The sequence below is a fragment of the Robinsoniella sp. KNHs210 genome, from assembly GCF_000686105.1.
Lineage (GTDB): Bacteria > Bacillota > Clostridia > Lachnospirales > Lachnospiraceae > Robinsoniella > Robinsoniella peoriensis.
In genome coordinates, this window is the sequence record NZ_JMLZ01000002.1 from 4,021,738 (window position 1) to 4,044,842 (window position 23,105).

The following is a 23,105-nucleotide window of genomic DNA, read 5'->3' on the forward strand; positions in this document are numbered from 1 at the left end:
GCATGAGTTATACTGCTTTATACCGTAAATTCCGTCCGGATACTTTTGCGGATGTAAAAGGTCAGGACCATATAGTTACAACGCTGAAAAATCAAATTAAGGCAGATAGAATCGGGCATGCTTACCTGTTTTGCGGAACCCGTGGAACAGGTAAGACAACCATTGCCAAGATTCTGGCAAAGGCAGTAAATTGTGAACATCCGATTGATGGCAATCCCTGCAACGAATGTGAAACCTGTAAGGCAATTTCAACAGGAAGTTCCATGAATGTAATCGAAATCGATGCGGCTTCGAATAATGGTGTGGACAATATTCGTGAAATTCGTGATGAGGTAGCTTATTCACCTACCGAGGGCAGATTCAAGGTATACATTATCGACGAGGTTCATATGCTGTCTATAGGTGCGTTTAATGCGCTTCTTAAGACTCTGGAAGAGCCGCCTTCGTATGTAATCTTTATCCTGGCAACTACAGAGGCACATAAGATTCCGATTACGATTCTGTCCAGGTGTCAGAGGTATGACTTTAAGCGAATTGCCCTGACAACGATTAGTTCCCATCTGAATAAACTTATGGAAGAAGAACAGGTGGAAGTAGAAACAAAGGCAACAAACTACATTGCAAAAAAAGCAGACGGTTCCATGCGAGATGCCCTGAGTCTCTTGGATCAGTGTATCGCTTTTTATCTGGGTGAGAAACTTACCTATGATAATGTGCTGGAAGTGCTTGGTGCTGTGGATACGGATGTGTTCAGCGATCTGCTGCGAATGGTGCTCAGCCATGATGTGGCTGGGGCTATGGCAAAGCTTGAAGAGCTGATCATGCAGGGAAGAGAACTGACGCAGTTCGTAGTAGATTTCACATGGTACATGAGAAACTTGCTTCTTCTGAAAACATCTGATAATATGGAAGATGTTCTGGATGTATCTACAGAAAATATGAAAAAACTTCAGGAAGAGGCCGGGATGGTCAGGGAAGATACCCTTATGCGGTTTATCCGTATTTTTTCTGAGTTATCCAATCAGATCAAGTATGCGTCATCGAAAAGAATATTATTGGAGATTGCCCTGATTAAGCTGTGTAAGCCGGAAATGGAAAATGATGAAATTTCACTGGTTGAGCGGATACGCCTTTTGGAAAAGAAGCTGGAAAGCGGAATAGCCGTCCAGTCAGTTCAGTCTGTACCATCTGGAACTGCAGTGGCGGGAGAAGCTGTTTTGGGCGGAGCTTATCATGCCGGTAATGCAGAAGTACCTCCGGCAGGTACAGGAAATATGGGCACCGCACCGGAAGCCGGTTCTGTGACAAGATCCCAAATGCCGGCACAAGGCCGTAATCTGGAAAAAGCAGCACCGCAGGATCTTCAGGAGGTAAAGAAGATCTGGAAAAGTATCGTTGCTGAGACGGAAGGACGGTTTAAGATTGTCTTATCCATGGCTGAACCCAAATACAATGCCCAGGGGGAAGACGACAGACTGTTTGTTTGTTTTCCGGATTTCCAGGGTGAGCGTTATGTGGCAAGCGAGGAACGTAAGGAAGAGCTGGAGAGGATTATTGCCAGCAAGATTGGAAAAAAAGTAGAAGTGAAGATGATGCTGGAAGTTGACAGCCATCTGAATAAAGGCAATATTGTCAGCATCAGTGTTGAAGATGCAATCAAAGAATTTATACACACAGATGTAGTAATTGAAGACTGATAAGAAATAGGAGGATTTATTAAAATGGCAAAACGTGGAGGATTTCCGGGAGGCGGAATGCCCGGCAACATGAATAATCTGATGAAACAGGCTCAGAAAATGCAGAAACAGATGGAAGAAAACCAGAAAGCATTAGAAGAAAAAGAATATACTGCAAGTGCAGGGGGCGGTGCTGTAGAAGTTACCGTATCCGGTAAAAAAGAAATAACCAAGGTTTCTTTAAAAGAAGAAGTGGTTGATCCCGATGATATTGAAATGTTAGAAGACCTGATTATGGCAGCTACAAATGAAGCACTTCGTAAGATGGAAGAAGAAGCAGGTGCTGCAATGGCGAAGCTGACAGGTGGTCTTGGTGGAATGGGTGGAGGATTTCCGTTCTAATGGATTATTACAGCAGTCAGATCAGTAAATTAATTGAAGAATTGTCAAAGCTGCCGGGTGTGGGGGCCAAATCGGCCCAGCGCTTGGCTTTTCACATTATTAACAGGCCCCTGGATGAGGTGAAGCGGCTTTCCGATGCCATTATCGAGGCGAAGGAAAATGTACGTTACTGCAAACAGTGCTATACTTTGACAGACAGTGAGCTCTGTCCGATTTGCAGAAATCCAAAAAGGGACCAGACTACCATAATGGTTGTGGAAAACACAAGGGATCTGGCGGCATATGAAAAAACCGGTAAATTTGAGGGCGTCTATCACGTACTTCACGGTGCAATATCACCTATGCTGGGGATAGGTCCAAATGATATTAAGTTAAAGGAATTAATGCAGCGTTTGCAGCAGGATATAAAAGAAGTTATAATTGCGACGAATTCAAGTCTGGAAGGTGAGACAACAGCAATGTACATCAGTAAGCTGATTAAACCAACCGGAGTTAAGGTCAGCAGAATTGCCAGTGGAGTGCCGGTAGGCGGTGACCTGGAATATATCGATGAAGTGACTTTGCTAAGAGCCCTGGAAGGGCGTGTGGAATTATAAAAATGTATGCTAAAAGAATCAGGGTAGAAATCTTACTATATGGATTTCTACCCTGATTTTTATTATTTCCCCCCAAAGTTTGTTCTGATAGATTTCATTTCTTCCTGCTAAGTGTTGATAAATAGTAAATATATCTGATATAATTATGTTACTCGCTTTAAAATGGGATTCTGAATGAAAATTAGCTGGAGGAAAATAAAAAATGAGAATATTTACAAAAATTGGAAAGTTATCAGTTACATTGCAGGTGATTATTTTAATGACAGTTCTGATTTTACCAATTAATATTATTGCAGTCGTTTTTTCCTCACAGGTACACCATGCGTTTCTAAGCAAAAGTGTGGAATCAGTTTCCAGGGCGGCTGAAATATATATGTATGAATTGGACCGCAGGATCTATTCGTCAGACACTTACAATATTACTGAGATAGATGAAAATCAGCATGTTTTAGAGTTAAGGAAACATAAGCAGGGAGAGTCGTTTATAAGAGAGGCTGATTTTTACTGGCAGCAATTAAACAGCCGGGTAAGATACGCGCTGGATGCTGATGGATATTTTTTCTTCGTTGAAAATGAGAATTACTTAAATATTGCTTTGCGGAGTAATTACAATGCCGACAAGAAGGATGTGAAGGAATACCTTCTCAATTTGTGCGGGGAAAATACACCGTTTGTGTGGGAATGCCGGGAGATCATGGGGAAGAAGTGGATGGTACGTAAATTTGCTCTGGACGGGTTCTATTATGGGGCCCTCATTAATCTCAATGACCTTGAGAAAAAATTTTCCGACAGCCTGTCTATGGAAGAATCAGAAGTCTTTTTTGATAACAAAATGCAGGATAATAAGGAGAAAGGCAGGGAACTAATTGTAGTGAAATCAGCGAAAGCAGATATTTACATGCACATTTCTCTTTCTCAAAAAGTCCTGGAGGCGCAGATACCGCTGGCTGAGCAAATTTGGTTTTTGATACCGACTATTTATTTGATATTTATCCCAATTATCATTATCGTTTTAAAGAGAATTGTGATCCGGCCAATTCAAAAGGTAAACCATGCAATGGCGGAATTAGAATCTGGAAATTCAGAATATAGGATTACGGAAGTTGGAGAGAACCGGGAGGCTAATGAATTAAACCGCAGGTTTAATTCTATGGCAGGTCAGCTAAAGAGTCTTAAGATACAGATTTATGAATCAGAACTGGAGAAGAGGGACATTGAAGCAACCAATTTAAGGCTGCAGGTGAATCCGCACTTTATTGTCAACTGCCTGAATATAATTTTTAGTCTGGCAAGATCCGGGAAGAACAGGGAGATAAAGGAATTCACCAAATATTTGGCGGATTATCTGAGATTTTCTTTGTGGCACACCAATGGAATGATTCGTTTGTCAGATGAGATGAAATGTGTGGAAAATTATCTTGAGATTCAGAAGATTCGCTTTCCCGGAACATTCAGCTATATTGGGAATTTTGAAGCTGAGGTTATGGAAATACAAATTCCGTCCTTGCTGATATTAAATTTTGTTGAGAATGCAGTAAAATATGCTGTGAGGATGGGCAGCGAAATAGAGATTATTGTCAGCATCCGGAAAGAAGAAGACAGTCTGTTCATCAGTGTCTGTGATACCGGAAATGGCATGACGGAGGAAATGCTTGGGATTTTGAGAAAAGGTGAAATTCCGGAAAATGAGACTGGTAAGCACATTGGCATTTGGAACTGTAAGCGGAGGTTGAAAATGCTGTATCAGGAAAGTGCATACATTAATATTACCAGTTGTCTGGGAGAAGGAACACAGATATTTATCAAAATACCATGGAGGGAAGAAAAGGAGCAGGAACAATGAATGTCTTGATTGTAGATGATGAGATCTTGGCAATACAGGGATTATTAGATGATATTAACTGGGGTAATTTTAAGTTTGACGAAATTCTGACCGCGAATAGTTATACCCAGGCAGTGAATATTTTTCTTCAAAAGAAAGTTGATATTCTGCTGTGTGATATAGAAATGCCTTTTGGAAGCGGGCTTGAACTGGTAAAGTGGGTGAAAGAACATTATCCAAATACAGAGTGCATTTTTTTGACCTGTCACAGTGAATTTGATTTTGCAAAACAGGCAGTTTCCATGCAGTGTCTGGGCTATATTCTGAAGCCGGCTGATTCGTCGGAAGTAGAAGAGTATCTGGCAAAGGCACAGCGGCAGGTAAAAGAAAGAGGAGATGCTGAAATGTATGAGAATTATGGGAAGATATACCTGAACAATCTGAAAGATGATGTTAAGGTGCCCATAGCAGCGGATATTGTAGAACAGGTGGAAGAATATATTTACAGTCATATATCAGAACCTTTAAATATCGAAGAAATTGCAAAAGATGTGCATGTGAGCAGTGCCCATCTGGGAAGAATTTTCCGTAAAAAACATAATATGTCAATCATGGATTATATTACGGAGCAGAGGATCAGTCTTGCGAAAAAGCTATTACAGGATGGAAATATTACGGTCAGCGCCGCATCAGTGAAGGCGGGATACAATAATTATTCGTATTTCACGAAGATATTTAAAAAATGTACGGGTAAAACGCCCAGAGAATATATCCAGGAGATGCGAAATAAGGAGATGTTGTAAAAGTGTTAAAGAATGTCGGGAAAGTGTTAATTTTCCAGGGAATAGTATAAGTTTCTGTTGGAATAGTTTAATACAGAACAGTAGGGAAAAGAGTATAATAATCTCATCAAGAAAGATAAAGGAGGATGGTTATGAACACGAAAAAAATGTTGGCCATTTTATTGTCATTGGGGATGGGGTTATCTTTAACAGCTTGTGGAAACAATGAGGGAGAGACAAATTCCAAAGCCGGCAAAGAAACAGTTTCTGCAGAATCCAAAAATGAGAGCGGAGAAACAGAGAAAAAGGAGAGCGAAGGTGATGTTTACAATATCGTGATGGAAATTCCGACTCTGGGAAGCGAACCATCCGGTCTGGCTGAAGTAGAAGCCGCCATTAACGAAATTGTAGAACCGGAAATAGGTGTAAACGTTACCCTGTATCCCATTTCCGTGTCTGATTTGAAATCACAGACAAATCTGATGATAGCATCCGGTGACAAACTGGATCTGGTAAGCGTAATCGGAGGTTTATCAGACTATGTGAGCAAGAATGCGTTTCTTTCATTGGATGATCTATACAATCAGTATGGGCAGGACATCAAAGATGCAGAAGGAATCGCAATGGCAGGAGGGTATTACGATGGAAAGCTGTACGCTGTTCCATCAGAAGAAAAAATGGTTCTGGTAGATGGTTATTTTGCCAGAAAGGATATGCTGGATGAACTGGGCTTCACGTTTGAAGAGGACAAGGTCTATACAGCGGATGATTTGAGTAAATTATTTAAAGCATTTAAGGACAAATATGGAGAAGGCTATTACGGCATTGCCGGCACAGGATCCACCTCTAATTATTACAGCAGCTTTCATGCAGTAGACTATCTGGGTTCTTCGATGAATACGGGAGTTCTGATTGGAGCTGGATTTGATGGAGACACCAAGGTGACAGACCTGTTCGGTACACCGGAATATGAGGAATTTGCAAACACTATGTATGACTGGGCACAGTCTGGCTATTTCTCGCCGGATGCGTCTACCAATACAGATGCAGCAACTACGCAGATACAGTCAGGCTTTTATCTGGGATACTTTGCAGGTACCGATATTGACGCTAAAATGAATGTGAGCCGGGACTGCGGTACAGAGATGGTTCCGATTACCTTAGTAGATAAATACTGTGCAACACAGAAATATCAATCAACCATGTGGTCAATCCCTTATAATTGTGAAAATCCTGAAAAGACCTTTCAGTTCCTTAATATGCTGTATGCAGATAATGAACTGGACAATATTCTGACTTATGGGCTGGAGGGGATTAGTTATGAGGTAGTTGAAAAAGGGGAAGTTCCCGGACAGGCTGTGATCCGCTTTGCAGATGGGGTAAATGAGTCTAACAGTCCTTATCATATGCCGCTGCATGTATATGGGGATAAATCCACAATCAGTGTATTTGAACCCCTGACTCTGGACTATTATAAGGAATTAAAAGAATTTAATTCCAGTGTTTCTGATAAACGGAAATCCTGTACGCTGGGCTATGTATTTAATGCTGCCAATGTATCGGCACAAAAAGCAGCAGTAGATGCCGTAGTTTCCCAGTATACAGGAATAATATCAACCGGTGCACAGAATCCGGCGGAAATACTACCCGAGTTCAGACAGGCATTGAAGGATGCAGGTATTGAGGAAATTGTTAAGGAAAATCAAACGCAATTGGATACCTGGATGGCAGAACAGTAGAATAATAATTTTAGATGGGTTGCCAATAAGAAAGAATCTTATCGGCAGCCCATTCTATCATATTGAGGAGGTAATATGTCTATGCAAGCGAACACGACTTTGCGAAAAACAAAAAAGCTGCGCTTCAAAAGATTTCTTCCAGTGTATGCCTTGGCTCTGCCAGGAATCCTGTATATGTTATGTAATAATTACATTCCAATGTTTGGAATTGTAATCGCATTCAAAAAACTCAATGTCAGAGAAGGAATATTTGGCAGCAGCTGGTGCGGGTTAGATAACTTTAAATTTTTATTTCAATCTAATACTGCATTTACCATTATCCGTAATACAGTATTATATAATCTGGTATTTATTGTATTAGGAACAGTAATCTCTGTAGCAGTTGCAATTCTATTACATGAGGTGAAAAATAAGGCGGCTTCCAGATTGTATCAAAGTATTATATTGCTGCCGTTTCTGATCAGCTGGGTGGTAGTAAGTTACCTGGTTTATGCGCTTTTATCTTCCGATGCAGGAATGTTAAATTCTATGTTGAAAAATCTGGGATTGCATCCGATTAACTGGTATCAGGAGAAAAAGTATTGGCCGCTCATATTAACACTTTGTAATATCTGGAAAGGGACCGGATATACCATGATTATCTATTTGGCAAGTATTGTTGGAATCAGCCAGGATTATTATGAAGCAGCGAGAATAGACGGGGCTTCAAAATGGCAGCAGATTAAAAAGATTACCCTTCCTTTGCTGAAACCAACGGTAATCATAATGTTTATTCTGGCAATTGGCCGAATTTTCGCATCCGATTTTGGACTGTTTTATCAGATTCCTAAAAACTCAGGTGCATTATATTCAGTAAGCCAGACGATTGATGTGTACGTTTTCAATGCGCTGATGAAAAACAGTGATTTTGGAATGTCATCGGCTGCCAGTGTATTCCAGTCTGTTGTGGGATTCGTACTGGTACTTATAGCAAATAAGATTGTTAGAAAATATAGCAGCGAAAGTGCGCTGTTTTAGGAGGGGAGCAAATGAAATCAAAAGAAACGTATATGTGGCAGTTAATTTCAAATATAGTGATGATTTTATTTACAATGGCAGCGCTGCTTCCGTTTATTCTGCTGGTCATAGCTTCGTTTACGGATAATCAGTATGCGACAGTGCAGGGATTCGGATTTTTTCCCAAAGAGTGGAGTCTGGCTGCTTATGAATATATCGCTACGTCATGGCAGACTATTGGAAGAGCATATTTTATGACGATTCTGGTAACGGTGACCGGGACAGCAATCAGTCTTATGGTGACTTCTATGTTCGCCTATGCTCTTGCGGATAAGGAACTTCCGGGAGGTAAAATACTGAACTTTTTATGTGTATTTACCATGTTGTTCGGGGGTGGAATTGTATCAGCTTATTATTGCTGGAATCAGATTTTTCAGGTGAGAGATACCATTCTTGCCCTGATTTTACCTGGTTTACTTATGAGCGGATTCAACGTAATCTTGGTTAAAAATTATTTCATGTTCAGTATTCCGGAATCGCTAAAAGAGGCTGCCAGAATTGACGGCGCCGGAGAGATTAAGATTTACACCGGGATAGTGCTGCCTCTGTCGCGCCCCATTCTTGCTACAATCGGAATGATGACGGCGCTGGCATACTGGAATGACTGGACGAATGGCCTGTATTATCTGACCTTGCGGGAGGGGAGCAAATACTATACGATACAGCTCCTTTTGAATCAGATTAGTGAAAACATTAATTATCTGACCAAGAATGCATCCCAGCTTGCCGGAGCCAATGTGGGAATGCTTCCATCCACCACTGTTCGTATGGCAATAGCCGTTGTAGGTATATTGCCGATTATGATTGCGTATCCGTTTTTTCAAAAATATTTTGTTAAGGGGATTATGCTGGGAGCTGTAAAGGAGTAAGTGCATAGGATGAAAAATATCATTGAAGTTTTATCAGATCAAAGCAGAAACGATTATATTTTTCCTTTTCTATGGATTCATGGAGAGGAAGAAAAGGTATTAAGGGAATACATTCGGGCTGTTTATGACTCCAATATCCGTTCTCTTTGTATAGAGAGCCGTCCCCATCCGGATTTTTGCGGTCCGGGCTGGTGGAGGGACATGGATATTATTCTGGAAGAAGCAAGGCAGCGGGATATGAAGGTATGGATATTAGATGACAGTCATTTTCCGACCGGGTATGCCAATGGTGCCATGAAGAATGCTTCTGTCCAGTTATATCGCCAGAGTGTATATTGTAAGCAAATCGATTTAGACAGTGATGTAGAGCTGTTTACCTGCGGGCTGGGGAAAGAAATTATGGAGATACCGATGAGTCCCCTTGAAAAAATATTAAGAGAATCAGGTAAATGGAAAGAACCGGAATATGTATTTGATGATGACAGAATTTTATCTGTAAAGGCAGCCAGAAGGATAAAAGGGGACAGAGTCAGCCAGATTATAGATGTGCCTTATGATGATTTGGAGAAAAAAATTGAGTGGAGAGTGCCGCAAGGCAGTTGGAGGATCTATATTAGTATTTTGACCAGGAATGCAGGGTACCGGAGAAATTACATTAATATGATGGACACTGCTTCCTGCCGGCTGCTGCTTGATGCGGTTTATGAGCCTCATTATGAACATTATGCAGCGTACTTTGGCAGTACGATTGCAGGCTTTTTCTCAGATGAGCCGGAGCTTGGAAATGGCGGGGTGCTTCGTTTTGGAAATATACTGGGCAAGGACGTGGATTTACCATGGAGCCGGGAACTGGAGAAGGCAATAAAAAAGAAACTGGGTGAGGATTTCTCCTGGGTTCGTCTCCTTTGGGAAGAACAGGACGATGAGGAGCTTACAGCCAGAGTAAGGTATGCCTATATGGACCAGGTGACAAGACTGGTTGAAAAAGATTTTTCCAGACAGGTAGGGGATTGGTGCCGGTCACATGGAGTAGAATATATTGGACATGTAATAGAGGATGACAATCAGCATGCCAGAACAGGTTCCAGCCTGGGGCATTATTTTCGTGGGCTGGCAGGACAGGATATGGCGGGGATTGATGATATTGGAGGACAGGTGTTCCCACAGGGGGAGGATGTGATAAGGGAAGATACCCTGGTTCCAAGAGATGGAGAATTTTATCACTTTGTGCTGGGTAAATTAGGAGCTTCCCACGGTGCCATTGACCCTTTAAAAAAAGGAAGAGCTATGTGCGAGATCTTTGGTGCTTATGGTTGGAGAGAAGGAGTGAGACTTGAAAAATATCTGGCGGATCATTTTATGGTTCGTGGGATTAATCGGTTTGTACCCCATGCTTTTTCTGCAAAAGAGTATCCGGACGGTGATGCGCCGCCACATTTTTATGCAGGAGGACATGATCCGCTATTCAGGCATTTTGGAGCGCTGATGAATTATATGCAGCGTATCTGCAGTCTGATAGATGGTGGACAAAGCAGGACTGATGCGGCAATTCTTTATCATGCGGAGGCGGAATGGACCGGACGACGGATGCTCATGCAGAAACCAGCCAGAATTCTGGCGGAGAATCAGATAGACTTTCACTTTATTCCCATTGATGTGTTTACCGATATAAACGTGTATCATACTAGTTTTGATAAAGGGCTTAATGTAAACGGAAACTGTTACCGGATGTTGATCATACCTTATGCTCAGTTCATTCCTGAGGCATTGCAGACCGGGATAGAAAAAATAAAAGAGTCGGGATGCCATGTTGTTTTTCTGGAGGAATTGCCCCAGGGATTGTGTGACAGTGACAAATCCCTGTCCGAAGATGTTATAAACTGCCCGGCAGTGGCACTGAATAGCCTGGCCGATGCTGTTAAAAAGGAAGGGCTCAGGGAAATCCAATTACAGCCGCTATCTTCTTCCATTCGATGCCTGCATTACGCAGGGGATCGGGAAATTTATTATTTTGTGAATGAGGGTACGGAATGTTACAAAGGATGGGTATATCTGCCCGGCAACACCAGGTTTTGTGAGTATGATGCGTGGAACAATTGTATTTACACAGCCGAAGGGAGGGACGGAGAGAAAGTCGGAGAGGATGAAAACAAAGTGGAGCTGCATATAGAAAGCAGTCATTCCTGCATCTTGATAGCGTTATCTGATCAGACAATCCAGCCGGAACTTTATCATAACCGGGTACAAAGAGGCGGGACAGAGATTGAATTTTCCTCTGTATGGCAGTATTCCTTGTGTAAGGCCATAGAATATCCTGCATTTGGCGATAAAAATAATATTCTCCATCTTCATGACATCAGCAGGGAAGAATCCGGATTTTCAGGATTTATCTGTTATGAGAATCAATTTTTCTTTGAAAAGGCAGGACGTGTTGTATTAGAAATTACAGATGCATATGAGGGTGTAGAGGTATTTATTAATGGGACAGGAGCTGGGCTACAGATTGTACCGCCATTTCTGTTTGATATTACAGATTTGATTGTTACCGGAGAAAATACAATCAGAATTGAAGTGGCAACTACTTTAGAGAGAGAGCGGGCGGCGGCAGATGACGAGCAGTTTTTAACGAATGATCAAAATGGAAAGTACCGCCCGATTGGGATAACGGGTGACATCATATTATATTTACAGAACACAGGAGGAGAAAACAAATGAAAATAAAATTTCCTGACAATTTTTTATTTGGAGTGGCGACCAGTGCGGCACAGGTAGAAGGAGCAGCTCATGAAGATGGAAGAGGACTTTCCATCTGGGATGCTTTTTCAAAGATCCCGGGTAATATCACAGACGGATCGGGACCGGAGAGAGCATGTGATATGTATCACCGGTATGAGAAAGATTTAGACCTGGCTCGTGAGATGAATTTGGATACCTTTCGTTTTTCTTTTTCCTGGTCCAGGATTCTGCCGGAAGGAAAAGGGAGGATCAACCAGAAGGGGCTGGATTATTATAAACGTTTTATTGATGCGATGTGGAAGCGGAATATTATTCCCAGTGCAACCGTATATCATTGGGATCTTCCATACGAACTGGAGCGGGACGGTGGCTGGCTAAACCGGGATATTGTGGATTGGTATGGGGAATATGCTTCTTTGCTTTTTCGGGAATTCGGGAATTCGGTGCCGCAGTGGGCAACATTCAATGAGCCGATTGCTGTCTATGTGGGGTATGCATTAGGTGGATTTGCCCCGGGATATCGAGTAGAGAAATCAGGCAGACAGGCAAATCATAACTTACTCCTGGCACACGGGGAAGGAGTAAAACGTTTTCGCCAGGAACATTTGAAAGAGAGCAAAGTGGGAATTGTGGTAGATGTCTGGCAGCATTATCCGCTGCGTCCGGATCATGAACAGGACTGTATGAAAGCGCAGCTGGAAAATGAGAAAACATTTCATTCTTATTTAAGCCCTGTATTTAAAGGATGTTATCGAAAAGAACTTATGGAATATATGGAAAAAAATAACTGTATGCCTGAGATAAAAGACGGGGATATGGAAAAGATAGCTCAGCCTATGGACTTTTTTGGTCTGAATTGTTATAACCGGGTGCTGGACTGTGCCGATCCTCTTCTTGTGCCGGATAAGAAAAAAAACGGCGGCGGCAATTACCTGGATAATGGAACGGAGTATTACCCCAGGGCTGTCTATGAAGCGGTAAAAATGCTGCAGAGAGAATATCAGGTGGAAGTTCCCATTTTTATCACGGAAAATGGTACTTATGGCTGCAATGAACAGATACAGCCGGATAATCAGATACATGATGAACAGCGTATAAAATACCTGAAAGGATTTCTGTATTGGATTTCTAAGGCCATGGAAGAGGGGGCCGATATCAGAGGATATTATGTCTGGTCCTTACTGGACAACTGGGAGTGGAGTGCTGGATATGAACCCAGGTATGGACTGGTCCATGTTGACTATGAGACACAGCAGAGAATCCAAAAGGACAGTGCAAAATGGTATACAGGGATAGCTGGCACCAAAGAATTGGTGATAGTCTTATAACGGGCTTACAGGATGGAAGATACAAGGTCCGCATGAAGGAAACAAAGTGAAGTGGTGCTTATGTACTGATAAACCAGGGTTTACCGGAAATATGGATAGAAGGAAAGGATAGCAGGTAAGAATATGTTGTATCAAAAAAATGAACAGCCTTTTTCAGCAGCATTATTTGAAAATCCCACCAGTGAGTACCGGGGCACGCCTTTTTGGGCATGGAACTGCCGGCTGGAGAAAAAAGAACTGCTTTGGCAGATAGAACAGCTTGAAAAAATGGGATTTGGAGGCGCCCATATACATGTACGTACGGGAATGGAAACCACTTATCTGAGTGATGAGTTTATCGATCTTGTAAAATCATGTGCGGAGCGTATGCAGTCACGCGGGATGCTGACCTGGCTGTATGATGAGGACCGCTGGCCATCCGGAGCAGCAGGAGGATATGTGACCCGTAATGAGTCATACCGTTCCAGGCACCTCTTACTGACCAGACACCCCTATGGAGAGATGGAAAATGTAAATGAGGCGGTCTCAAGCGCAGCTTCTGGCCGTACGGGAAATGGAAGTCTGATTGCCTGCTATGATATCGCACTGAATGCGGAGGGAATGTTACTTCAGTACAGACGGATGGGAGCGGAAGAACAGGCAGAAGGCATAAAGCTATATGCCTATGAAGAAATCGCGGCTGAATCCCCCTGGTTTAACCACCAGACTTATATCGATACTTTAAATCCCAAGGCTGTTGCAGAGTTTATCAGAATTACATATGAGCGGTATTATGACGCTGTGGGGGCAGAGTTTGGCAGCACCATCCCCGCTATATTTACGGATGAACCGCAGTTTCCTCATAAAGTCACCTTAGAATTTAATCATACCGATAAAGATGTGATACTGCCCTGGACCGGAGATTTTCCGGATTCATATAAGACAGCCTATCCGGGAGAGGAAATTCTGGACTGCCTGCCAGAACTGCTGTGGGAGCTTCCGGGAGAACAGGTGTCGGTCATACGTTACCATTATCACGATCATATTGCGGAGCGGTTTGCATCTGCGTTTGCCGATCAATGTGGGAAATGGTGCAGGGAACATGGCCTGATGCTGACCGGACATATGATGGAAGAACCTACCCTGAAAAGCCAGACGGCTGCGCTGGGGGAAGCTATGCGCTCCTACCGTTCTTTTCAACTGCCTGGAGTGGATATACTGGATGATTCCAGGGAGTTTACCACAGTGAAGCAGGCACAGTCAGCAGCCAGGCAATTTGGATGTCCGGGCGTTGCAAGTGAACTGTATGGTGTAACAAACTGGGATTTTGATTTCAGGGGACATAAACTGCAGGGAGACTGGCAGGCAGCTCTGGGAGTGACGGTACGTGTGCCCCACCTTTCCTGGGTGTCCATGAAGGGAGAAGCTAAGCGTGATTATCCGGCTACTTTTAATTACCAGGCACCCTGGTACGATCAGTATTCCTATGTAGAAAATCATTTTGCCAGGGTTAATACGGCTATGACCCGTGGGAAAGCAGTATGCCATATCGGAGTGATTCATCCCATTGAAAGCTATTGGCTGCATTGGGGAAGCAATGAATCTACGCAGCTGATACGCAGCCAGATGGATGAAAATTTTCAAAATCTAACCAAGTGGCTGTTAGAAGGACTGCTTGATTTTGACTATATCTGCGAATCACTTTTGCCGGAACAGTGTAAGGTGGAAGATATTAAGAAGAAGAGATTTCCTGTAGGTAAAATGGAATATAAGGTTTTGGTAGTGCCTCCTGTTGAAACTCTGCGGTCTACAACGTTAGCCAGGCTTGAGGCATTTCAAAAAATGGGTGGCAGAATTCTGTTTTTTGGAGAGGCGCCTGCTTTGTGTGATGGATATCCAAGTGGCAGAGGGCGGCAGATATGGGAAAAATCTGAACGGGTAATGTTTTATTCCGGAATGGTTCAGGAAAGCCTGAAAGAAGTACGAAATGTAGAAATCCGGGACAGCCATGGTGAAATGATGCGGCATTTTATCTGTCAGCTGCGTGAAGATGGCAACGATCTTTGGTTATTTATCGCACATAGCGATAAACCGGTTAATCAGGATATTTCTCAAATAAAGGATGCAGAATACCTGATTCGTGTGAAGGGAAATTACCAGGTGACCATTATGGACACTATGAATGGTAAGGCAGAGCAGATCTGTTCTGTATGTGAAAATGGTTGGACATTAATAAAGCAGCAACTTTTTGAGCATGACAGCCTTCTTCTTCGGCTGGCAAAGTCCAAAGAGCAAAATCGGGTAATAGCGGAGGAAACGGAAGAAGAAGAATTTATAAGAGATTTCCGGTATTTAAAACCAGTACCGGTTACGTTTGAGGAGCCCAATGTATTAATGTTGGACATTGCAGAAGCGGCGCTTGATGATGAGCCGTATCGGCAGCCGGAAGAAATACTCAGGCTTGATAACAAGTTCAGAAAAGAACTGGGCTGGGATCTGCGGGGAGAGGCGGTGGCACAGCCATGGGTGGAAGAAGACGCATCGACACCACATACGCTCCGCCTTCGATATACGATTCAAAGTCAGAAAGATATGGAAGGCCTTATGCTGGCTTTAGAAAATGATGAAAACGCCACTGTTCTTTTAAATGGGCAGCCGGCCGAAAAGGAAATGGGATGGTATGTGGACAAATGTATGTATACCGTAAAACTCCCGGGAATTTTGAAGGGAGAAAACATTTTAGAATTGTTTATGCCATATGGAAAAAAAGCTGATGCAGAAGCCTGCTTCTTATTGGGGAACTTTGGCGTACAGGTCATGGGCTGCTGCTGTGTGCTTACCGAACCGGTAACAGAGCTTACATTTGGGGACATTACTCGTCAGGGACTGCCTTTTTATGGCGGTAATTTAACTTATCATCTGGAAGCGGAAACGACTGGTAATAAGCTGGAGATCGAAGCCAGTTACTACAGAGGCCACCTAATCAAAATATATGTGGATGGAGAGGAGCAGGGAAACATTGCATTTTCTCCCTATCGGATCTGTATAAATAATTTGAAGCCGGGGCGGCATAAAATTGATCTGAAATATTATGGAAGCCGTGTGAATACATTTGGACAGCTGCACCGCAATGACAGAAGCAATTCCTGGAGTGGTCCGAATTCCTGGAGGACTGACGGGGCGGCATGGACCTGGGAGTACCGTTTTTGGAAACAGGGGATATTAAAATCCCCTGAAATTAAGGATCTAATACTAAAAAGGTCCCAATAGTTAACAGTGCAGATCCCTGCGCTGATGAAGTATAAAGGAAGCGGAAATGCACAGGAGAGCCACTATGGCACAGACCAGTATATACTGCTGCGAAAGCCCCTGTGTAAGAACTTCCTTTCCATCAAAATATTTAAAAGGTGTGAGATAACCCAGCCATTCAATTTTTTCACTGAAATCAGCAGCAATGGACATCAAAAATGTAACCAGCACAAGGCCCATAGAGATATTGCTGGCTGTTTTCATTCGGACACAAAGCATGGACATGAGTAAACCAAATCCAAAGAAAACAAGCTGGATGAAGAATAATCCGATCATCATTGGCAGAAAATCCGATACAATATTGTCATCAAAAATAATCTTCACACTTACAACGGCGATGAGAAATGAAACAGCATTCAGTAAAAACAGCTGGCAGAGTGCACTGCAGAGCTTATCAGCCAGGATGGTATTTCTGGAACGTGACTTAACATACAGAAATTCAAATGTCTTATCCCGTTCTTCTTTTCCGAAGATGGAGACACCCAGGGAAGCTGCATGGAATGCGGCGATCAGAGCGATATAAGTAAATACGATTGCAAAAACTCCGATAGCGGTTGAATAATCCACCACGCCTACTCCGAAGACTGTCTGGACGCTTTTGGGAAGCTGCTCCAAAAGCTCATTCACACCGGCATCGCTTTGTCCCACCATGGAGGTTGTCTTACCGGCGCTTGCTATAATCAGAAAAATAATCCCAATGCACCAGAAAGAAAAAGTTTTTATATTAGATTTACATTCACGAATAAATAGATTCATAATAAATGGTCTCCTTCCCAGAGAGTAATTGAAAATGGAGTGTCAAAGCATTCAGACATGCTTTAAGCACTGTGAATATCTTTTGTCTGGTAACGCCAGAAGCCTAGCAGTGTAAGTAAAATAACAGCCACGATCAGACAGATCAGCAAAGGATAGTCATACTTCTGATTTAATGTAATGTAAGAGGGATTGATGTAGCTCATTGGAGACATAAAATCCAGTGCCCTTTCATCAAACATATTTGCTAACATCTGGAGCCCAAAGCAAAGTGCGCCAACTCCGATTCCAATAAAGACAGGAGCTTTAGCCTTTTTCAAAAAACAACCGATACAGAATCCCAGGGCGGTAAATAAAAGTCCGGTCAGTATCACAGCAAAAGAGAGCAGATAGAAAATTTTATGGTTAAATGCACCGCCATATTGGTTTGCAAAAATGAAACTCACACCAAAATATATAAATCCGGATATAATAATACAGAGCACAACTGCCAGATATTTATTTGCCAATATACGGATCCGGCTTACGGGTTTGGTAAATAAAAAATCACAGGTTTTGCGTGCACTTTCTTTGCCAATCACCTGGATTCCGGAAATCAAACCCTGAATGGAAGAACAGAGGATCACATACACCAGCACAAAGCTGTAGAAACCGTGAAAACTGCCAAGACCGTCAGGTCCCAGACCAAGAGCCTTTAATACTTCGGGAGGATATTGTTCCATTAGTTTATTAACTGCTTCCATATCCCCGGTAAAAGAAGGATACAGGCAGATAAAGAATATGCCAGCGCAGCTTAATGACAATGCCCATATAAGTGCGGGCTTAAGATTCCACTTAAATTCCTGAATAAATATGTTCATAGAAATCCCCCTCCTAATTATAGTAATGCATAAAGATCTCTTCCAGATCCGGTTCCTGAACGCTTAGATCCTGCAGGGAGAGTTCGCCTAACAGATGCGTCATCCGGTTAACATTACCACGATAAATAAAGGATGCATGGAGTTTTTCTATTTTCAGGTTAGACAGGCCCTTTATTTGAAATACATCCGGATTAAGTGCTTCTTTGGATTCCAGCTCTATCTTTTTATAACTGTCTTCTTTTAAGGATGCCATGGTATCTAGTTTAATCAGTTTTCCTTCTTTTATAAAGCCCACACGGTCACACATTTTCTGAACCTCTGACAGGATATGGGAGGAAAAGAAAACGGTGGCACCATTACGGTTTTCCTTCTGGATCAGATCAAAGAATTTCTTCTGCATCAATGGGTCCAGCCCACTGGTAGGTTCATCCAGAATAATTAATTTAGGACTATGTAACAATCCCTGAACAATACCGACTTTCTTGCGGTTTCCAAAGGACAGGTCCTCGATCTTGCGTCCGGTATCCAATTCCAGAACATCACATAATTCCCTTATCTTTTTCTTACAGTCCTTTTTATAAAAGGAAGCAGAGTAATTAAGCAGATCTTTTACCTTCATATTGTCATAATAAAACACCTCGCTGGGCAGGTATCCTACTTCTTTTGCAATTTCGCTGGCATTTTTGATGCAGTCGGCGCCAAAGATGGAAGCAGAACCGCTGGTTGGATAAATCAGCGACAGAAGACATCGGATCGTGGTGGACTTTCCGGCACCGTTAGGACCAATAAATCCAAAGATTTCACCCTCCTGTATAGAAAGGGTAATATCCTCGATACCGCGGTGTTTGCCGTAAGTCTTTGTCAGTTTATTGATTTCAATAATGTTCTTCGTCATAAGAACTCCTCCTTATAGGATACCTTTTTTAATAAATCGGACCAGACGGTGTAATGGTTCATCAGGTCCGGTATCAGTACAGTTTCCGAAACCCGTTCTTTTTCATACATATAGCCCTCCGTCATCCAGATTAACATGTGGTAAATCTCTTTTGGGTCAATCTCTTCTTTAAACTTACCCAGATCAATATTTTTTAAATATTTCTCAAAAGAAGTATCAATCTGCGACTGCATTTTATCCTGTACTTCGCCGGAGACAGTTTCATTTTGGGAATAATAAGTCTTAATAAAAAATTTCATAATATGAGGCGTTTTTGCCAGAATAACTGCCTTCTTTTGGGCCATGTAATGAAGCAATTCAAAAAAATCGGTGATATCTTCAAAATGCATATCCATAATATAATTTTTTACAAGAGAAACGGTATATTCCAGCAAATACAGATAAAAACTTTTCTTATTGTGAAAATAGTGGAAGAGCAGCCCTTTGGAGATACCGGCTTTTCTGGCAATTTCATCTGTTGAAGCCCGTTTGTATTCGTGATTGGAAAATACTTCAATTCCGGCGTTGATAATACGCTGCTGTTTTTCTTCCGGCAGGCGAAAAAACATTTCATTCATGGGAAACCTCCTCCTTTAAATAGTTAAAATATTTGAAATATGGGTACCACAGTGTATTTTTTGCTTTATCTGATTGACTGTGCAGGATTGACTGGACTGGTTAATCCTAATTATATGCTATTGACTATTTTTTACAAGGGGGCAGGGACATTAAATTTGCATAAAAAAGTTACTCCAACTAATATATAAAAGTTACTCCCGTTCATGGTATGATTTGGTCATGAAAAAGAAACCTGCAGGGATCAAGAATAAAACCAAAGCAATAAAATAAAGCAATAAAATATAGTAATAAAATAATGAATTAAATAATGCAATAAAATATTGCAAAAATAATGCAATATGAAAATGTAATAAGAATGTAATAAGGTAATGCAATAAGATAATGGAATCAGAAAACCAGGAGGGAATACATGAAGAAAAAGTTAGTTAGTATTTTAATGGCAGCGGCAATGGTATTATCAATGACAGCATGTGGCGGCGGCAGCAGTTCTGCCGAAGGAACAAAATCAACGGAAGCTACAAATGCAGCAAAGAGCTCAAAATCAACGGAAGACACAAAAGCTGAAACCAAGGAGAGCGGTGAAACAGCAAAGAACTCTGAGGATGTTAAAGACAGCGAAGAAACCCGGAAAGAGGCTGAGGACGGAGAGCCTGTAACCCTGTCACTTATGGTGACAACCAGACCCACTACGGATAACAAGGATTTTTATCTGGACTGGCTTCCGGAGCTGGTGAAGGAGAAGTATCCGAATATTAATGTAGAAGTAGAACAGCTTCCCACAGATCAGTACAAACAGACAGTCCGGTTAAAGTTTGCCAGCGGGCAGGGGCCTGATATCTTTACCTGGTGGGCAGGGCTGCAGGCTAAGGATCTGGTGGATGCAGGTTATGTAAAAGATCTGTCCGGATTCTCCCAGTTGGGTAAGTTTAAAAAAGAAATTGCCGACTCTTATATGTTTGATGGCAAAAACTACGGGATACCGTTAGGCTCCAGTTTTTTGACCACCTGGTATAACAAAGCAGCATTTGAAAAGGCTGGTATCAGTCAGATGCCGGAAAATTGGAATCAGTTCCTGGAGTGCTGTGAAAAACTGAAAGCAGCGGGCTATACTCCGATTACCATGGGAGATAAGCAGTCCTTTGTTGTACAGTTTGGTGTGTACCAGATCGGTGCCTCTCAGATTTATGCAGATAATATGGACTTTGACAGCCAGTTATTCACCGGTGAAACTAAGTTTACGGATGACTGCTGGGTAAATACCATCGACAAATATAAAACTTTATATGACAAAGGGTATATCATCGAAAATTCACTTGGACTGTCCCAGGAACAAAGCCGTCAGGCATTCTTAGATGGCAGGGCAGCCATGATATTTGACGGAAGTTTCGGATACGATGCGTTGAATAAAAATGGGGCAGAGGAATTCGATAAAGGGATGTTCTGTATTCCGTCCAATGATGAAGGAAAAGATTTTGTATATAATCTGACTCCATCCAATGGTGTTTTTGCCAGCGCAAACTCCGCAAACCAGGAAGCAATTGATCAGGTTCTGGAGTACTGGTTTACAGAAGGTACTCCGCTGTTTGAAAAATGGGTAGAAACCAGTTCCGATATTTCCTGTTATGAAGGGATTGAGGATTCCAGACCGCTGGTAAAAGAGTATCTGGAGAAATATAAAGATGACCCGAGTATCTACAACCTGAACAATGCATGGCCGGAAGGTGTCAGCGATATGATGTGCACAAAATTCCAGGAAGTAATTGCGGGAAATGCATCTGCAGAAGATGTCTGCCAGGCGATGCAGGACAAATTTGATGAGCTGAATGGAAACTAACCCCCTTTGAAACACGCTCTGGGCATTTACAAATCTGATCTTCATTTTTGTAAGTGCCCTGTTTTATAACAAGAGGTTGAATTTAAAATCTGGAGAGGAAAGCGGTATGTTTGATAAAAAAAAGAGAAACGTGCTATTGCTGTTTATCGTTCCGGCATTGCTGATGTATGTCACATTCTGGATACTGCCCGTTTTGATGTCCTTTTTCTATGGCGTCACAAACTGGAGCGGAATGGGTGAGTATAAATTTATAGGACTGAATAACTTTAAGTACCTGTTAAAAGACGGGACAATGTTCAACTCTATGAAGAATACTGTAATATATGCCGTATTTGTAGTTACATATGGAAATATCCAGGCACTTACGCTGGCGTTAATATTAAATAAGAAGTTAAAGGCAAAGGGATTTTTTCGAACGGTATTTTATCTGCCGGCGTTATTTAGCACCATTGTGGTAGCATTTTTGTGGAGCTATGTCTATGCTCCCTATTATGGTATGATCTCAGAAATATTCAACAAACTGGGACTGGATATTGTGCCGAATCTGTTGGGGCAGAAAGGAACTTCCCTTTTGGCATCAGCCTTTGTGGAAACCTGGAAAACTTCCGGTACCATGACGATTATTTATCTTGCGGGATTACAGAATATCTCCGAAGAAGTTATTGAATCGGCAAAAATAGATGGATGTACGGGATGGCAGGCTATCCGTTTTGTCAAAATTCCAATGCTGTCAAATACGATTACGATTAATGTAATGCTTGGTCTGATTGGAGGCTTTAAATCGTTTGATTATGTATTTGCCCTTACGGGAGGGGGACCGGGTAATTCGTCCAGTACGTTAATGTATTCGATTTATAAAATGGCATTTGTGGAAAGCCAGTTTGGAAAAGCAGAGGCGCTGGCTGCGGTTGCCTTCATATTTATCCTGATTATTTCCGTAATTGTACTTCGCATTATGAAACGAAAGGAGCTGGAAGCATAATGAAAAAGAACACCAAAAGTGAAATTTTATGGACGCTGGGAATCGCAGTCTTTTTCGTAATATTTTTATCGCCTCTGATTATTGCTTTATCGGGCTCCCTCAGGGAAGTAAAAGACAGTACCTCTTATCTGAATTTATTCCATAGTTTCAGCCTGGAAAGTTACGGGGTAGCCTTTGGAAAGATGAATTATTTCAGAGCACTTGGCAACAGTATACTGGTAACGGGAATCAGTGTACTTATTCTGGTGATTTTTTGTGCAATGGCAGGATATGCTATCGCAAGGCTGAAAGGAATGCTGGGAGGCTTTTTTCAGATTTTTTTCCTTGCAGGTATGATTGTATCCGCACAGATGTCCATTATACCAATGTACCGGATTGTAAATGCCCTGCATATGGGTAACACCATTGCTGCCCCAATTGCATTGTATGTAACTTCGGCTCTGCCGTTTTCCATTTTTTTGTATACAAATTTTATCAAGTCCGGTGTTCCCTATGTACTTGAGGAAGCAGCCAGAATTGACGGCGCCGGGACGGTATATACCTTTGTCAGAATTGTTGCACCCCTCACAAAACCCGCACTTACTTCTATCGTTATTACCCAGGGAGTGCCGATTTGGAACGATTTCTTCTTTGGTATGCTGTTTTTATCGGCACCGGAGAAAAAAACACTGCCGCTTACCATGCTGAATTTTATCGGTGACATGGAGAACGCCACCCAGTGGAATATGCTGTTTGCTGCCTGTTTCTTAAGTGCAATTCCAATTTTGATTATTTATATGTTCCTGCAGAGGTATTTCGTAAGCGGACTGACGGTGGGAGCTGTCAAAGGTTGAATTGTGTTTTGGCTGTTAATTGGGTAAAATATTTCT

Annotated in this window: 18 protein-coding genes; 14 read left to right on the forward strand and 4 right to left on the reverse strand. The window is 42.0% G+C overall.

Annotated features, from left to right (window positions below):
- Positions 1-2: 2 nt before the first annotated feature.
- The 11 genes from dnaX to CD03_RS0124000 all read left to right on the forward strand — a co-directional run bounded on the left by dnaX (position 3) and on the right by CD03_RS0124000 (position 16,255).
- The gene (gene dnaX / locus CD03_RS0123950) at positions 3-1,697 is read left to right on the forward strand and encodes a DNA polymerase III subunit gamma/tau (protein WP_027295788.1); all 1,695 of its coding nucleotides are present in this window, start codon (positions 3-5) and stop codon (positions 1,695-1,697) included.
- A gap of 24 nt (positions 1,698-1,721) precedes the next feature.
- Positions 1,722-2,078, forward strand: coding sequence for a YbaB/EbfC family nucleoid-associated protein (locus CD03_RS0123955; protein ID WP_027295789.1), 357 nt, complete (start codon positions 1,722-1,724; stop codon positions 2,076-2,078).
- Positions 2,078-2,674 carry a recombination mediator RecR gene (recR, locus tag CD03_RS0123960; protein WP_027295790.1) on the forward strand — a complete coding sequence of 199 codons (597 nt, stop codon included), beginning with the start codon at positions 2,078-2,080 and terminating at the stop codon, positions 2,672-2,674. Before CD03_RS0123955 ends, recR begins: the two co-directional genes overlap by 1 nt.
- Positions 2,675-2,876: 202 nt before the next feature.
- Positions 2,877-4,517 carry a sensor histidine kinase gene (locus CD03_RS0123965; RefSeq protein WP_027295791.1) on the forward strand — a complete coding sequence of 547 codons (1,641 nt, stop codon included), beginning with the start codon at positions 2,877-2,879 and terminating at the stop codon, positions 4,515-4,517.
- A complete protein-coding gene (locus tag CD03_RS0123970) occupies positions 4,487-5,299 on the forward strand; it encodes a response regulator transcription factor (protein WP_081820360.1) in 813 nt (270 codons plus the stop codon). The genes CD03_RS0123965 and CD03_RS0123970 overlap by 31 nt, the downstream gene beginning before the upstream one ends.
- Positions 5,300-5,430: 131 nt before the next feature.
- Entirely contained in the window at positions 5,431-7,017 is a 1,587-nt protein-coding gene (locus CD03_RS0123975; protein ID WP_027295793.1) for an extracellular solute-binding protein, read from the forward strand.
- A gap of 81 nt (positions 7,018-7,098) precedes the next feature.
- Positions 7,099-8,034: an ABC transporter permease gene (locus CD03_RS0123980; protein WP_044289624.1), complete on the forward strand. Its 936-nt coding sequence runs from the start codon at positions 7,099-7,101 to the stop codon at positions 8,032-8,034.
- A gap of 11 nt (positions 8,035-8,045) precedes the next feature.
- Positions 8,046-8,942 carry a carbohydrate ABC transporter permease gene (locus CD03_RS0123985; RefSeq protein ID WP_027295795.1) on the forward strand — a complete coding sequence of 299 codons (897 nt, stop codon included), beginning with the start codon at positions 8,046-8,048 and terminating at the stop codon, positions 8,940-8,942.
- Between the two features lie 9 nt (positions 8,943-8,951).
- Positions 8,952-11,657 (forward strand): hypothetical protein, encoded by a 2,706-nt coding sequence (locus CD03_RS0123990; protein WP_027295796.1) that lies wholly within the window; start codon positions 8,952-8,954, stop codon positions 11,655-11,657.
- On the forward strand, positions 11,654-13,006 hold the full coding sequence (locus tag CD03_RS0123995) for a GH1 family beta-glucosidase (RefSeq protein ID WP_044289625.1): 1,353 nt from the start codon (positions 11,654-11,656) through the stop codon (positions 13,004-13,006). Before CD03_RS0123990 ends, CD03_RS0123995 begins: the two co-directional genes overlap by 4 nt.
- A gap of 123 nt (positions 13,007-13,129) precedes the next feature.
- Positions 13,130-16,255, forward strand: a complete 3,126-nt coding sequence (locus tag CD03_RS0124000) for a glycosyl hydrolase (RefSeq protein ID WP_027295798.1) — start codon at positions 13,130-13,132, stop codon at positions 16,253-16,255.
- Here CD03_RS0124000 and CD03_RS0124005 read toward each other — a convergent pair whose 3' ends face one another.
- The 4 genes from CD03_RS0124005 to CD03_RS0124020 all read right to left on the reverse strand — a co-directional run bounded on the left by CD03_RS0124005 (position 16,256) and on the right by CD03_RS0124020 (position 19,419).
- The gene (locus CD03_RS0124005) at positions 16,256-17,050 is read right to left on the reverse strand and encodes an ABC transporter permease subunit (RefSeq protein WP_027295799.1); all 795 of its coding nucleotides are present in this window, start codon (positions 17,048-17,050) and stop codon (positions 16,256-16,258) included.
- A gap of 62 nt (positions 17,051-17,112) precedes the next feature.
- A complete protein-coding gene (locus tag CD03_RS0124010) occupies positions 17,113-17,907 on the reverse strand; it encodes an ABC transporter permease subunit (RefSeq protein ID WP_027295800.1) in 795 nt (264 codons plus the stop codon).
- 13 nt (positions 17,908-17,920) lie between these two features.
- Positions 17,921-18,802 (reverse strand): ABC transporter ATP-binding protein, encoded by an 882-nt coding sequence (locus CD03_RS0124015; protein WP_027295801.1) that lies wholly within the window; start codon positions 18,800-18,802, stop codon positions 17,921-17,923.
- Positions 18,799-19,419 (reverse strand): TetR/AcrR family transcriptional regulator, encoded by a 621-nt coding sequence (locus tag CD03_RS0124020; protein WP_027295802.1) that lies wholly within the window; start codon positions 19,417-19,419, stop codon positions 18,799-18,801. The genes CD03_RS0124015 and CD03_RS0124020 overlap by 4 nt, the downstream gene beginning before the upstream one ends.
- A 410-nt stretch (positions 19,420-19,829) precedes the next feature.
- On the opposite strand from CD03_RS0124020, the gene CD03_RS0124025 reads away from it, so the two are divergent.
- From CD03_RS0124025 to CD03_RS0124035, 3 genes are all read left to right on the forward strand, one after another.
- Positions 19,830-21,254: an ABC transporter substrate-binding protein gene (locus tag CD03_RS0124025; protein ID WP_027295803.1), complete on the forward strand. Its 1,425-nt coding sequence runs from the start codon at positions 19,830-19,832 to the stop codon at positions 21,252-21,254.
- 106 nt (positions 21,255-21,360) lie between these two features.
- Positions 21,361-22,236, forward strand: coding sequence for a carbohydrate ABC transporter permease (locus tag CD03_RS0124030; protein WP_044289626.1), 876 nt, complete (start codon positions 21,361-21,363; stop codon positions 22,234-22,236).
- A complete protein-coding gene (locus CD03_RS0124035; RefSeq protein WP_027295805.1) occupies positions 22,236-23,069 on the forward strand; it encodes a carbohydrate ABC transporter permease in 834 nt (277 codons plus the stop codon). The genes CD03_RS0124030 and CD03_RS0124035 overlap by 1 nt, the downstream gene beginning before the upstream one ends.
- The last annotated feature ends 36 nt before the right edge of the window (positions 23,070-23,105 follow it).

Excerpts from the sequence above, each read along its gene's own strand:
- CD03_RS0123965 (WP_027295791.1), top strand. The coding sequence starts at position 2,877 with ATGAGAATATTTACAAAAATTGGAAAGTTATCAGTTACATTGCAGGTG.
- recR (WP_027295790.1), top strand. The coding sequence starts at position 2,078 with ATGGATTATTACAGCAGTCAGATCAGTAAATTAATTGAAGAATTGTCA.
- CD03_RS0123970 (WP_081820360.1), top strand. The coding sequence starts at position 4,487 with ATGGAGGGAAGAAAAGGAGCAGGAACAATGAATGTCTTGATTGTAGAT.
- CD03_RS0123985 (WP_027295795.1), top strand. The coding sequence starts at position 8,046 with ATGAAATCAAAAGAAACGTATATGTGGCAGTTAATTTCAAATATAGTG.
- CD03_RS0124030 (WP_044289626.1), top strand. The coding sequence starts at position 21,361 with ATGTTTGATAAAAAAAAGAGAAACGTGCTATTGCTGTTTATCGTTCCG.
- CD03_RS0124025 (WP_027295803.1), top strand. The coding sequence starts at position 19,830 with ATGAAGAAAAAGTTAGTTAGTATTTTAATGGCAGCGGCAATGGTATTA.
- CD03_RS0123995 (WP_044289625.1), top strand. The coding sequence starts at position 11,654 with ATGAAAATAAAATTTCCTGACAATTTTTTATTTGGAGTGGCGACCAGT.
- CD03_RS0124000 (WP_027295798.1), top strand. The coding sequence starts at position 13,130 with ATGTTGTATCAAAAAAATGAACAGCCTTTTTCAGCAGCATTATTTGAA.
- CD03_RS0124005 (WP_027295799.1), bottom strand. The coding sequence starts at position 17,050 with ATGAATCTATTTATTCGTGAATGTAAATCTAATATAAAAACTTTTTCT.
- dnaX (WP_027295788.1), top strand. The coding sequence starts at position 3 with ATGAGTTATACTGCTTTATACCGTAAATTCCGTCCGGATACTTTTGCG.
- CD03_RS0124020 (WP_027295802.1), bottom strand. The coding sequence starts at position 19,419 with ATGAATGAAATGTTTTTTCGCCTGCCGGAAGAAAAACAGCAGCGTATT.
- CD03_RS0123980 (WP_044289624.1), top strand. The coding sequence starts at position 7,099 with ATGCAAGCGAACACGACTTTGCGAAAAACAAAAAAGCTGCGCTTCAAA.
- CD03_RS0124015 (WP_027295801.1), bottom strand. The coding sequence starts at position 18,802 with ATGACGAAGAACATTATTGAAATCAATAAACTGACAAAGACTTACGGC.
- CD03_RS0124035 (WP_027295805.1), top strand. The coding sequence starts at position 22,236 with ATGAAAAAGAACACCAAAAGTGAAATTTTATGGACGCTGGGAATCGCA.
- CD03_RS0123990 (WP_027295796.1), top strand. The coding sequence starts at position 8,952 with ATGAAAAATATCATTGAAGTTTTATCAGATCAAAGCAGAAACGATTAT.
- CD03_RS0123975 (WP_027295793.1), top strand. The coding sequence starts at position 5,431 with ATGAACACGAAAAAAATGTTGGCCATTTTATTGTCATTGGGGATGGGG.
- CD03_RS0123955 (WP_027295789.1), top strand. The coding sequence starts at position 1,722 with ATGGCAAAACGTGGAGGATTTCCGGGAGGCGGAATGCCCGGCAACATG.
- CD03_RS0124010 (WP_027295800.1), bottom strand. The coding sequence starts at position 17,907 with ATGAACATATTTATTCAGGAATTTAAGTGGAATCTTAAGCCCGCACTT.